This window comes from Knoellia sp. B-D-2, from assembly GCF_057714695.1.
The window spans coordinates 747,074-759,189 of the sequence record NZ_CM173189.1; the positions used below are offsets into that span (position 1 = coordinate 747,074).

Sequence of the window (12,116 nt, forward strand, 5' to 3'; positions counted from 1 at the left end):
GTGCGGGTTCAGGTTCCGGCGAGGACGCGCAGGAGGGCGGGGGTGACGAGGATGGCGAGGAAGATGACGCCGAGCAGGCTCATGGGGATGGTCATGCGTTCGGCGACCTCGTTGGCTCGGGCCTTCTCGGCCGAGAGGGTGGCCACGCGCATGGCGGCGGAGCGGGCTCGCAGGGCGGTGTAGACCTGGGTGCCTTCCTCCCCGGACAGGCGCATGATGTCGGCGAGGTCGTCGAGCTCGGGCAGGGCGAGCTCGGTGGCGAGGGCGTGCAGGGACTCCCAGGGGGTCAGGCCGGACCAGCGGGTGCGGGCGAGCTCTTCGGTGAGGCGGTGGAACACCCAGGAGTCGCCGACGGAGGCGGCGGCCTCCATGGCTTGGCGGGGTCCGGCGCCGCCGAGGCGTTCGAGGGCGACGAGGTCGATGTACGCGCCAAGGGCCCGGGAGAACTCGGCGCGGGCCTTCTTCGCGTCGTCGCGGGCGTTGTGGTCGGGCAGGAAGAACAGCCCGGCCGCGACCAGGAGGGAGCCGACGGCGGGGACGGTGATGGGGATGCCGGCGCCCATCGCGTTGAATACGACGGTCATGGTCGGGGGAATCGCGAGGCCGAGCAGGGCGTAGAGAAGCTTCTCGCCGTAGAACCGGGTCAGTGGGGTGCGCAGGATCGCCAGGTCCCGGGTGGGTGGGCGTCCCCAGATCCCGGCGGGGAGGCGGGTCAGGGCCCACCGTCCGAGGCGTTCGGTCGATCCGGCCTCGTCACGCGTCGGTTCGGTTGCGGCGCGGTGGTGGCGTGCGGCCTCGGGTGAGAGCCGTTCGAGGGTGTCGCGCAGGTCGGGGTGGGCGGGCACGAGGTGCCAGATGAGCAGCGCGACACCGGCGCCGAGGAGGACGCCGGCGGTGATGACGAGCTGGAGCCCGGTCGGGGACGTCACGGTGTCACCTGCTCGGGGGTGGCGTTGATGAACCGTGGGAGCTGGCGGCCGGTGGCCATGCGGCGCATCCACACCAGGGTGGCGACGTACAGGCCGAGCAGGGCCACGAGCAGGACCTGCCCGAGGGCGGTGCCGTAGGGGGCGACGTACTGCCCGGACAGGGCGAGGAACCCCAGGACGGTGACGGTGATGATCGTGACCCAGCGGGCGGTCGCGCGGGGTTTGGCGCGGTCGGCCTCGACCTCGCGGCGGGCACGGACGTCGGCGGCGACGGACTCGGCGACGCCTTCGAGGACGCTGGCCAGCCCGGCGCCGCGGCGGCGGGCGGCGAGGATGAGGTTGGCGGCCAGGACGTCGCCGGTGGCGTCGTCGAGCTCGTCGGCGAACACGCGCAGCGCGTCCTCGGTGGGCCAACGGGCTCGCAGCCGCGCGGCGAGGCGGGTGACCTCGGGGCGGATCGGTTGCGGGGTGGAGCGGACGGTGGCGATGAGGGCCTGCTCCAGGCCCGCGCCGACGGTGAGGACCCCGGCCAGGGCGCGGGTCCACTCCTCCATGGCCTCGAGCCGGTCGACGTGCGCAGCCGCGGCGGGTGCGGACAGCAGCGCGGGCAAACCTGCCACGGCGGCGGGGACAGCGATGAGGGCGATCCACCAACCGGTGACCACGGCGATGACGAGCCCGGCCAAGGCGCCCGCGGCCAGGAGCCGCTTGCTGCGGGTGGTCAGGCGGGCGAGCGGGCGTCGGCGAGGCTGCCGGGGCTTGGGTGATGGTGGCGGGGTTCGGCGCAGCCCGGCGATGCAGCCGAGGATGCCGGCGACGACGAGCGCGCCGGCCAGTGCCGGGACGACGGCGGTCACGGGGTGTCCTGGGCGTCGCGGTGGTAGGCGTCGGCGTCGAAGCCGTACGCGTCGAGGTCGCGGTAGGTGTCGTCGAGGACGTGGGCGGTGGCGACGGTGGTTCCGGGGCGGGTGCGGAAGGCGTGCTGGATCGCGTAGCCCTTCTCGCGTTCGCCGGGGGCGACGGTGATGATCTCAGAGACCCAGCGGCGGCGCTGCCACGTGTCGTTCGGGCCGGGGGTGGTGTCGAGGTGGACGTGGACGACGATGTCGATGGCGGAGGCGATGGCGCGGAGGGCGTAGTCGTGGGTGACGTGCGGGCCGGCCTCGAGGGCGCAGGTGACGAGCTTGCCGATGGCGCCTTCTGCGGTGCGGGCGTGGGTGGTGGAGATCGACCCGGCTCCGGACTCCATCGCTTTCAGCATCGCGAGGATCTCGTGGCCGCGGACCTCGCCGACGATCTGCCGGGACAGGTTGAACCGGAACGAGTCGAACAGGGCCTCGGACAGGGTGAACTCGCCGGCCTGGCGTCCGTCGGGGCCGCGTTCGCCTGAGCCGGGGCGGGCCTCCCACGCGAACACGACGGGGTGCTGGTCGGTCATCTCGTGCAGGTGCAGCTCGTACTCGGTCTCGAAGGTGCCGATGGCCTCGTGCCGGGGGATCTGTGAGCACAGGGCCCGCACCAGGGTGGTCTTTCCGGCGCCTTGGGCGCCGGCGACGACGATGCTGCGGCGTGCCTTGACCGCGGCCGCCAGGAACGAGGCCGCGACCTCGGACAGGGTCCCGAGCTCGACGAGGTCGGCCAGGGTGACCCGGTTGAGGCGGTGCCGGCGGATCACCACGGACGGGCGGGGGGTGACCCACGCGGCGGCCGCGAGGCGCGCTCCCCCATCCAGGCGCAGGTGCAGCCGGGGTTGCGCCTCGGAGAAGGGGCGGGCGTTGACCTCGCTGCGGGAGGCCAGGAACACGAGGAAGTCGATGAGCTCGCGGTCGCTGTCCGCGACCGGTGGCCCGTCGACGAGGCGGCCGTCGGTCAGCTCGAGGCGGACCTGGTCGTGGCCGGTGATGATGATGTTCTCGACGTCGTCGTCGTCGACGAGCGGCTGCAGCCGGCCCAGGCCGAACAGGGCGTCCTCGACGGCGACCGCGGTGGCGGCCTGCTCGGCGCGGCTCCACGACGGGGACCCGGAGGTGACCCGCTCGGCAGCCTCGGTCTCGAGGAGGTCGGCGATGATGCGGCGCCCCTCGACGCGCTGTTCCGCGGCGGTCGCCCGGGATCGGTCCGCCCCCACGGCGGCGGACAGGCGGTCGGAAGCCTGCTGACGGATCGTCGCGACCAAGCCCCAGTCGATGGCGCCGTCGAATGGTGTCGGCGCGGGCCGGGAGATCGGGATGCGTTGTGGCGCAGCGGTGGTCGTCACCGGGGACTGCCCGGCGAGGGAGAACGCGCCGCGGACCCGCCCGGTTCGCGACTCGTGCGGGCTCCGGAACAGGGGCAGGTCGCTCGGGTCCGGGCCGTGGCCGTTCAGGACCGGTTCGGTGGTCATGCGCCACCCCCCGCGCGCGAGGCCGCCAGGTCGGCGGAGTTCGCCGTCACCCGGGCGGCGATGGCGTCCTGAACCGTGCGCAGCGACCTCACGAGCGCTGACCGGTCGAACCGTCCCGGCGGCTGCGAGCCGTGGGTGAACACCGCCGCGGCGGGCTCGTCCCACGCGACCGTCCCGACGACCGGTGCGGCGAGGACCTTGCCGACCTCGCGCGCGCCGTAGGGGCGCCCGTCACCGACGGTGAGGATCCCGAAGGAGTCCGCGACGCCCTGCCCGGCGAACGCGCTCGCCAGCGTCTGCGCCCAGGACCGGGCACCGGCGAGAGCGACCAGGTCGGTCCGGGTCACCATCAGCGCGAGGTCGGCAGCGTGCAGCAGCGGTTCGGGAGCCCCGGTCAGGCCGAGCCGGCCGGCATCGACGATGACGTCCTGCCCGAGCTCGTCCAGCGTGCCCAGCGCGGCGGCAAGCGGCTCCCACAGACCGTCGATGGATCGTGCCTGACCGTGGGCTCGGGTTCCCGCAATGAGGGTGACGGTGCTGTCGGGAACCTGCATCGCGACCGCCGGGATCGACTCGCGCAGGGTGCCGTCGCGGTGGGCCAGGACGAGGTCGATCAGGGAGTCCGGTGGGGACGCCTGCCCGCGGAAGTAGCCGGCGAGGATGGCGGACCCTCCGGTGGGGTCGGCCTCGACCAGCAGCACCGGCCGGTCCCAGGTCAGGGCCAAGCCGACCGCGGTCGCCGTCACCCCGGGCGACCCGGAGGCGGAGGTTAGGACGATCAGCGCCATCTCAGCGCTCCCGGGAGTCCAGGACGATGGCGATGTTGCCGGTGGCGGCCCGGGCCGCAAGATCGGGGGCGTCGCCTTCGGGGACCTGCACGGTCACCACCACCTGGCCGTCGTCGTCGTTGACCCGGACCGAGACCACCTCGGCGGTGATCGTGACCGGCGGGGCATCGCCGACCTCGCCCTGCGCTCCGGGGGTGGACACGACACGAACCTGGTCGCCGGCGACGAGCTGCTCGCCCGGCAGCTGGCCCGGCGGCAGGGCGACCCCGACCAGCGACCGCCCGGCCGGCGGCACGCTCTGGTCGGTCACCTGAGCGCTGGTGACCAGCGACCCGGCCGCCAGGTCCATCGCCGCGCGGCGGCCGACCAGCGAGCTCAGCTGCGTCGCCGGCACCGGGCGAAGAGCAGGGTCGACGCTTACCCTGACGCTCATCAGGTCTCGCGCCTGAATGACCTGGCCGCGTTGCACGTCCTCGCGGACGGCGACCACCGACTGGGTAGTCGTGGTGACGTTCCACGCGAACGCGGCGAGGACCCCGCCGAGGCAGATCAGCGCGATCGACGCCGCGACCAGCGCGGGTCGCCGGCGCAGTTTCGGCGGCGGCGCGACCGGTCGCCCCGCCGCCTTCTCACTCCTCGCGGCATGGGCCTCGGGTGTGGTCCGGGCCGTGTCGATCGCCATCTGCTTCCCCCTTCTCCTGCCGGTGCTACTGCGTGAGCACCTGCGCCTCGCCGATCGTGACGGGCACCGTGTCCGAGAACGTCAGCGGGATGGAGCCGATCTGGCCCATCCCGGTCCAGTCAACCGTCCAGTGCGAGGTGGCGCGCACCGTGTAGCGGCCCTCGACCTCGTAGGTGTGGCCGCAGTCGGGGCTCGACTTCTTCCCGAACTCGTCGCGGTACGGCGTTCCGGCGGTGTGGCACACGACCGTGGCTCCGTCTCCCATGGACCAGACGACCTTCGTGACGTGCGCGGTGGCGGTGACCGTGAACCCGCCCGCCCCTGCGGTGCGGGTCACCGGGCCCCACGTGAGCGGGTCGGGTTGGTCCGCCCACATCCAGGTCGGCATCCCGACCACCCCGATCCGACCCGGGACCGGCTCGGGCACCATGCCGACCCGGATCGCGCGCAGGTTCATCACCGCGACCGCCCGTCGGGCCAGCGCCCGCGGGTCCGGCGGGGCGCCCACGCCGGGAGGCTCGGCCGACCAGAACTGGTAGATGATGAACCCGCCCGGGCCCAGCACCGGCCGGGCGCAGTCGTAGATCGCACCGTCGGTGTGCCCTTGCCACAGCGAGTCAGACATCGGCGGCTGCGGCGTGGACGCCTTGGCGTAGCACTGCCGCGACTGCACCCACCACCCCATCTCTCCGGAGCAGTCGATCTCCGTCGGCGGAGACTCACCGTCGAAGGTGCAGACCGGCTTCTCCGGAGGCTCGTCATCTCCGGGGGGTTGAGGCTCGCCGGGCTCTTGAGGATCAGACGGATCAGTGGGAGGAGTAACGATGATGATGACGCACTGGCCCGTCTTCGGATGAGGTTCCTGGCCAGGTGGGCATTGCACAGGGGGCGAAGCCCACGCGGAGGCGGCCCCGGTCAGGGAGAAAGCCAGGCATGCGACGGCCAGAGCTAGGCGTCGCACGGTTTGCCCTTGAGCAGGTCCTCAGTGACAAAGAACCCATCCGTCGTCTTGTCGACCGTGTACGAGTACTTCTGCCGCTCGGGACGGCCGGCAGCCACGACGGACTTACCGCTCCTGTCAACCACGTCGACTGCTGACACGTCGATGCAGGCCACGACGCGGTAGGCCTGCGCACCTAGTGCGACGGCCTCGGCATTCGTGACTTGCGAGATCCCGGTCTGCCGAAGATCGTTCGCTCGATCGGAAGCGATCGTGCTCTGCCACTGAGCCAGCGCCTGACCTCGAGCGACGGACGCGAGCTGCTCGAGTTTGGTGGATGGGTCTACAGAAACGGCGTCGATCGCCGACCAGTAGGCCACGACAGCTGCAACGGCACGTCCTGGGTCGTCTGTCGGCGTCGGCGACGCTGACGGACTTGGAGAGCTGGTTGCGGAACTCGATGTGGCTGACCCACTAGTCACAGGGGTAGGCGGTGGCTGTGGCTCGCTGTCGCAGGCGCCAACGGCCAAGATCGTCGCTGCGCAGATCAGGGCGCGAGCAATTGTGCTCCTGGTGTTCATTGACCCTCCCTCCGGTCAACTCCCTAAGCGCCCCGACCGCTCTTGGCGGTCAAGGTGTGCGCAGTCCCCTGCCACGCCCTACACCGCATCTATCGACGGCGTCTGGGTTCACGATGACATGAGCGCGAGCCCTGTGGGGAGGTGGAGTCGCTTCTGTGGACAACTGCCGGTGCTCGCAGTCGACTCACCGGCGGGCCACAACCAGCCGCGACTTAAGCCCGGGACGCCGCCCAGCTCTCAGGATGCTTCGCCGAACGGTGATGCCCTACTGAGCGGCAATACGCGCCGCAATCGGGACACTCGGTCAACTCCGTCGTCTCAATGAGCCAGTGCTCGATTGTCGTCGGCAACCACAGGACGCGCCCCAGTGCCGTAATGAAATCAGGCTTCGGCAGGAGCCCCCTTTCCCTCCACTGCATCACCGTGGGCGTTGGCATCCCGACCCGCGCGGCCACCGCGGCAACGCCCCAAACCCCCTCTGGGAGATGCGAACCCGGCGGAGGGAACGGTCCGTGTTGGTGCGTATGGCGGCGAATTAGCGCTTGGGGCACGCCAAAGTCGTCCGCTATCGCGCGCAATGTCCTGCGGGCCTTCCGTGCCTCAACCCACAGTTCGATCTGCTCGATCGATGGGAACGGGCCGTACTCCGCTGTTGCCGCGCCGACAAGCTGCCTCGACACGCCGTGCTCGCGCGCGATTTCGACTGTGGTTCGGCCGGCTCGACGACCCGCGATCCACCGTTGGGTGCGCTCGTCCAGTTCTTCCCGAGAGCCAACCGCACGACCAAGCGGACGCGTGGGACGCGGAAAAGGGCCAAACGCCCTTGTTGCGCGGACAACCACCTGCTTTGAGACTCCCGCGTGAGCAGCGATGTACGCGGCTGACTCGCCCGCGCGGCGGCGAGACAACCAGTCAAGCGCTCGATGCCCCCTCGTCACGCCACCAATGTAGGCGGATCCAGGCGCGGCGGCGCTGCGTCCACAGTCCCATCGTCCCCAGCTGGCACCGGGCAACATTCCTTGGCTGCTAGTTGTCCGCGAGGGAGGCATCGAGACGCATATGGAGGTTCCAGGGCTTGTCGTTCTCCAGACCACGCGCCAATGGCGCCGCGCGGAGATCGGCCGCCCAGAGTCTGAGCATGGAGTAGACCGATGAGCAGCGCACCAACAAGTGAGAGCCGAGCCCATGACGAGCTCATGACCATCGAGGAAGCTGCACGCTACCTCCGCGTGCCAGTCGCGACGCTGAGGTACTGGCGGCACTGCGGCTCAGGGCCGAACAGCTTCAAGGTGGCCCGCCACGTTCGGTATTGGCGAGGCGACCTAGTCCTATGGCTGACCGAGCAGGCCGAGGATTCCTCCTCCCGTCCTCCACAGATCTGAGTCGCGCCCCCTCGCGCACTGGCGCCGGCAGGACGATTAGCTCAACAGGGAGGAGGCCAGGTGGCTGGAAGCATCGCGAAGCGAGCGGACGGCAAGTGGCGCGCTCGGCACAGGGACAGCGACGGCACCGAACGTGCTCGTCACTTCGATCGCAAGGTCGATGCGCAGCAATGGCTCGATCAGACTTCGGCCTCACTGCTGACAGGCACGTACTCGGACCCGAGGGCTGGCCGAATTCGTTTCAGTGAGTACTTCGAGGAGTGGTCTTCGCGGCAGTTGTGGGCGCCCGGAACGGTTCGTGCGATGACGCTGGCTGCTCGCTCCACGCCCTTCTGGAACCGACCCTTGAACCGAATTCTTCGTTCGGATTTGGAGACTTGGGTCAAAGGGATGGACGCCTCAGGCCTGGCTGCCGGCACCGTCAAGACCCGGTTCAACAACGTGCGAGGAGTGTTCAGGGCGGCACAACAAGACCGTGTCATCGGCACGGACCCCTCCGCGGGAGTCAGACTTCCCCGCGGCCGTCGACGCGAAGTCGCGATGTCCATTCCGACGCCCCGCCAGGTGGCCTCCCTACAGGAGGCCGCCGACGACCGTTTCGCGACGTTCATCGCCTTGTGCGCGTTTGCCGGCCTGCGGCTTGGTGAGGCCGCCGCCGTCCAGCGCACCGATATCGACTTCCTTCGGCGGGAGCTCCACGTTCACAGGCAGGTGCAGCGCCTGAACGGTGGCGGTGTGGACATTCGACGACCGAAATACGGATCGGAGCGAGTCATCTACCTCGCGAACAGCCTCGTCGACATCCTGGCCCGGCACGTCGAGAACTACGGCACCCACAGCAGCGACGGATGGCTCTTCGTGGGTCATGCAAACGATCCGCCGCACCAGAACACGGTTGGCTACTGGTGGCGCAAGACCCAGGCGGCCGCCGGGCAGTCTGGGCTGAAGCTGCACGACCTTCGACACTTCTACGCCTCCGGTCTGATCGCCGCTGGGTGTGACGTCGTGACCGTTCAGCGTGCGCTTGGCCACTCGTCGGCCACGACCACTTTGAACACCTACGCCCACCTCTGGCCGAGCGCCGAGGACCGAACCCGAGCGGCCGCCGAGTCGATCATCCTGACCGCTCAAGCAGGAAGGTCAGGCGAGGAGCCGCGCGCCGCCGGGACCACGATGCGGGCTCCCGATCAGCGTTGATCCCGCGCGATGCGTGCTGCTCAGCGACGGACGCTACGGAGAATCTTGCGGACTTTTTGCGGACTAGGCGGCGCCCAAAACCGACCACAACGCCTCTGACCTGCGTGTTTGCTTCAGGATCAGACGTTGAAGCGGAACTCCACGACGTCGCCGTCCTGCATGACGTACTCCTTGCCCTCCATGCGGACCTTGCCCACGGACTTCGCGGCGGCCATCGACCCGGCGGCGTCGAGGTCGGTGAACGAGACGATCTCGGCCTTGATGAAGCCGCGCTGGAAGTCGGTGTGGATGACCCCGGCGGCCTGCGGCGCGGTCCACCCGCGGCCGATGGTCCAGGCCCGCGACTCCTTGGGCCCGGCCGTGAGGTAGGTCTGCAGCCCGAGCGTGTGGAACCCGGTGCGCGCGAGCTGGTCGAGCCCGGACTCGGTCGCGCCGAACCCCTCGAGCATCTCCTGCGCGTCCTCCGGCGACATGTCCATGAGGTCCATCTCGAGCTTGGCGTTGAGGAAGACCGCGTCGGCCGGCTCCACGAGCGCCGCGAGCGACGTCTTGAGCGCATCGTCGGTGAGCTGGTCCTCGTCGAGGTTGAACACGTAGATGAACGGCTTCGTCGTGAGCAGGCCCAGCCCACGCGCCTGGTCGAGGTCGACACCGGCAGCCCGCCCACCGGCATACAGGGTGCTTCCCTCTTCGAGCACCTTCTGGGCGGCGAGCGCGTTGTCCAGGAGCGGCTTTGACTCCTTCTTGATCCGCGCCTCCTTCTCGAGGCGCGCGACGGCCTTCTCGAGGGTCTGCAGGTCGGCGAGGACCAGCTCGGTGTGGATGGTCTCGATGTCGGACTCGGGCGAGACCTTGCCGTCGACGTGCACGACGTCGCCGTCCTCGAAGGCCCGCACGACCTGACAGATCGCGTCGGCCTCGCGGATGTTGGCGAGGAACTTGTTGCCGAGCCCCTCCCCCTCAGAGGCGCCGCGCACGATCCCCGCGATGTCGACGAACGACACCGTGGCCGGGAGGATCTTGTCGGACCCGTGGATCTCGGCAAGGCGAGCGAGCCGGTCGTCCGGCAGCGGGACGACGCCGACGTTGGGCTCGATGGTCGCGAACGGGTAGTTCGCGGCGAGGACGTTGTTCTTGGTCAGGGCGTTGAACATCGTCGACTTGCCGACGTTGGGGAGCCCGACGATTCCGATGGTGAGTGCCACGGGGACAGGAGTCTAGTCGCGCTCGCGCCGTGCCTCCGCCACGCGCCGCACGGCCCAGGCCGCCAGCCCGCCCACGGCGATGCCGACGCCGGCGAAGAGCGCGTAGGTCGTGGCCGCCCGTCCCTCACCCTGGCTCAGGGCGTAGGCGAGCGCAGCGAGGCTGACGAACACCCAGACGAGGACGAGCGCCGCGAGCAGCATCGCGGCGAGGATGCCCGCGAACCTGCCGGCCGTCACGCCATGCTCCCGGGCACTTCGCTGTTCTCCAGGTATGCCGCGTGCTCGCCGGCGAGGACCTGCTCCAGCATCCGCACGTTGTAGGGCGCGACGTGCGCCGGGACGTCCGCGGGCGCCACCCAGTGCACGGCCTTGAGCTCCCGCCTGAGCAGGGTGAGGCCGTCGGCGAACGAGCGCGGGACCGTGCCGAGGTCGTAGAGGAACAGCACGGCGTCGTCCCAGCCGCGCCACGGGGGCAGCCAGTTGACGGTGACGAGACCCTCGATCCCGACGGTGACGCCGAGCTCCTCGCTGATCTCCCGCACGACGCATGCGGCCGGGCTCTCCCGGGGGTCGACGACCCCGCCCGGCAGGTCCCACTCGGACTTGTAGGTCAGCTCGCAGAGCAGGATCTCGCCGTCCTCGTTGCGCAGCAGTCCCTGCGCGATGTTGCGCTTGCGCGGGAGCCGGTCGTTGAGGACGTGGATGAACGAGCGCCCACTGTCAGCCATGTGCCGAGGCTAACCTCCCGCCCGATGTCGGTGCCCGCTGGCACGGTGTCCCCATGAACCCGTGGATCACGTTGGTGGGCGGCATCGTCATCGGTGCGCTCCTGGCACACCTGCTCCTTCGTTCGTCGTATGCCGTCCGCGCGGCGTCCGCCGCGACCGAGCGCGACCTCCTGCGCGAGCGGGTCGTCGACCTCGAGGCGTCCCTGGCCGAGGACCTCGAGACCGCGTCGCTGCTCGCGCCGCTGCGCGACGCCCTGGGCCGCGTCGAGCGCCAGGTCGGGGTGCTCGAGCGTGACCGGGTCGAGCAGTTCGGCGCACTGCGGGCGGTCATGGGCCGGGTCGAGTCCGAGGCCCAGCACCTCGGCCGCCAGACACAGTCGCTCGCCGGGTCGCTCCGCTCGTCGTCGGTGCGCGGGTCGTGGGGCGAGGTCCAGCTCCGCCGCGTCCTCGAGGCCTCCGGCATGCTCGCGCGCTGCGACTTCGAGGAGCAGGTCCGCGCCCGCAGCCGGCACGACCGCGAGGTCCGCCCCGACGTCGTCGTGCGCCTGCCCGGCGGGCGCACGCTCGTCATCGACGCCAAGGCGCCGATGAGCGCCTTCCTCGACGCCCAGACCGAGGACCTGCCGGACGACGAGCGGACCCAGCTGCTCCGCGAGCACGCCACCGCCCTGCGCCAGCACGTCCTCGCGCTCTCGGCCAAGGACTACTGGTCCGCGTTCGAGGCCACGCCCGAGATGGTCGTCTGCTTCGTCCCCAGCGACGCGATGCTCGCCGCCGCGCTGTCGGCCGACCCCGGTCTGCACGAGCGGGCGATGACGTCGAAGGTCGTGCTCGTCGGGCCCGGCACCCTCCTCGCCCTGCTCCGCACGGTCGCGTTCGGCTGGCAGCAGGACTCGCTCTCGACGAGCGCCCGCGAGCTGCTCGCCCTGGGCCAGGAGCTCTACCGCCGGCTGGGGTCGCTCGGCACCCACACCGCGAAGATGGGGCGCTCGCTGCACGCGACCGTCGAGAGCTACAACCAGTTCGTCGGCGCCCTGGAGTCCCGGGTCCTCGTCACGGCCCGCCGGATGCAGGAGCTCGACGTCGTCACCGACGAGCTCCCGCACCTCGTTCCCGTCGAGACCGGGCCGAGGGTGCTGACGGCGATCGAGCTGCTCGAGGCCGTCGGGGCCGAGCACGAGCGTCCCGACCTGCTGCTCGACGCCGAGCGCGACGATCGAGGCGGCTCGCGAGCCGGGTAGGACGTCGCGAGCCGTCGCGAAGCGGCTCACGACACCACGGACGGCTCGCGAGCCGTTCCG

The 12,116-nt window shown here is 70.5% G+C and carries 13 protein-coding genes; 3 read left to right on the forward strand and 10 right to left on the reverse strand.

The window, feature by feature from the left end; all coding sequences use genetic code 11:
- Positions 1-8: 8 nt before the first annotated feature.
- From AC3EU2_RS03475 to AC3EU2_RS03505, 7 genes are all read right to left on the reverse strand, one after another.
- The gene (locus tag AC3EU2_RS03475) at positions 9-929 is read right to left on the reverse strand and encodes a type II secretion system F family protein (protein ID WP_488178355.1); all 921 of its coding nucleotides are present in this window, start codon (positions 927-929) and stop codon (positions 9-11) included.
- The gene (locus AC3EU2_RS03480; protein ID WP_488178356.1) at positions 926-1,786 is read right to left on the reverse strand and encodes a type II secretion system F family protein; all 861 of its coding nucleotides are present in this window, start codon (positions 1,784-1,786) and stop codon (positions 926-928) included. Before AC3EU2_RS03480 ends, AC3EU2_RS03475 begins: the two co-directional genes overlap by 4 nt.
- Complete coding sequence (locus AC3EU2_RS03485; protein ID WP_488178357.1) at positions 1,783-3,312, reverse strand: TadA family conjugal transfer-associated ATPase; 1,530 nt, start codon at positions 3,310-3,312, stop codon at positions 1,783-1,785. The genes AC3EU2_RS03480 and AC3EU2_RS03485 overlap by 4 nt, the downstream gene beginning before the upstream one ends.
- Positions 3,309-4,100, reverse strand: a complete 792-nt coding sequence (locus tag AC3EU2_RS03490) for a P-loop NTPase family protein (RefSeq protein WP_488178358.1) — start codon at positions 4,098-4,100, stop codon at positions 3,309-3,311. The genes AC3EU2_RS03485 and AC3EU2_RS03490 overlap by 4 nt, the downstream gene beginning before the upstream one ends.
- A gap of 1 nt (position 4,101) precedes the next feature.
- Positions 4,102-4,782, reverse strand: coding sequence for an SAF domain-containing protein (locus tag AC3EU2_RS03495; RefSeq protein ID WP_488178359.1), 681 nt, complete (start codon positions 4,780-4,782; stop codon positions 4,102-4,104).
- A 25-nt stretch (positions 4,783-4,807) separates the two neighbouring features.
- Positions 4,808-5,407: a hypothetical protein gene (locus AC3EU2_RS03500; protein ID WP_488178360.1), complete on the reverse strand. Its 600-nt coding sequence runs from the start codon at positions 5,405-5,407 to the stop codon at positions 4,808-4,810.
- A 323-nt stretch (positions 5,408-5,730) separates the two neighbouring features.
- A complete protein-coding gene (locus AC3EU2_RS03505) occupies positions 5,731-6,102 on the reverse strand; it encodes a hypothetical protein (RefSeq protein WP_488178361.1) in 372 nt (123 codons plus the stop codon).
- Positions 6,103-7,499: 1,397 nt separating this feature from the next.
- Between AC3EU2_RS03505 and AC3EU2_RS03510 the strand changes: the two genes are divergently transcribed.
- Both AC3EU2_RS03510 and AC3EU2_RS03515 read left to right on the forward strand, forming a co-directional pair.
- Entirely contained in the window at positions 7,500-7,685 is a 186-nt protein-coding gene (locus AC3EU2_RS03510) for a helix-turn-helix domain-containing protein (RefSeq protein WP_488178362.1), read from the forward strand.
- Positions 7,686-7,745: 60 nt separating this feature from the next.
- A complete protein-coding gene (locus AC3EU2_RS03515) occupies positions 7,746-8,882 on the forward strand; it encodes a tyrosine-type recombinase/integrase (protein ID WP_488178363.1) in 1,137 nt (378 codons plus the stop codon).
- Positions 8,883-9,001: 119 nt separating this feature from the next.
- Here AC3EU2_RS03515 and ychF read toward each other — a convergent pair whose 3' ends face one another.
- Genes ychF through AC3EU2_RS03530 form a run of 3 tightly spaced genes read right to left on the reverse strand, consistent with a single transcriptional unit; the run spans position 9,002 to position 10,815 of the window.
- On the reverse strand, positions 9,002-10,087 hold the full coding sequence (gene ychF, locus AC3EU2_RS03520; RefSeq protein ID WP_488178364.1) for a redox-regulated ATPase YchF: 1,086 nt from the start codon (positions 10,085-10,087) through the stop codon (positions 9,002-9,004).
- Between the two features lie 12 nt (positions 10,088-10,099).
- A complete protein-coding gene (locus AC3EU2_RS03525; protein ID WP_488178365.1) occupies positions 10,100-10,324 on the reverse strand; it encodes a hypothetical protein in 225 nt (74 codons plus the stop codon).
- Positions 10,321-10,815 carry an NUDIX domain-containing protein gene (locus AC3EU2_RS03530; protein ID WP_488178366.1) on the reverse strand — a complete coding sequence of 165 codons (495 nt, stop codon included), beginning with the start codon at positions 10,813-10,815 and terminating at the stop codon, positions 10,321-10,323. Before AC3EU2_RS03530 ends, AC3EU2_RS03525 begins: the two co-directional genes overlap by 4 nt.
- A gap of 53 nt (positions 10,816-10,868) precedes the next feature.
- Here AC3EU2_RS03530 and AC3EU2_RS03535 point away from each other — a divergent pair, with 53 nt between their 5' ends.
- Entirely contained in the window at positions 10,869-12,056 is a 1,188-nt protein-coding gene (locus tag AC3EU2_RS03535) for a DNA recombination protein RmuC (RefSeq protein ID WP_488178367.1), read from the forward strand.
- The last annotated feature ends 60 nt before the right edge of the window (positions 12,057-12,116 follow it).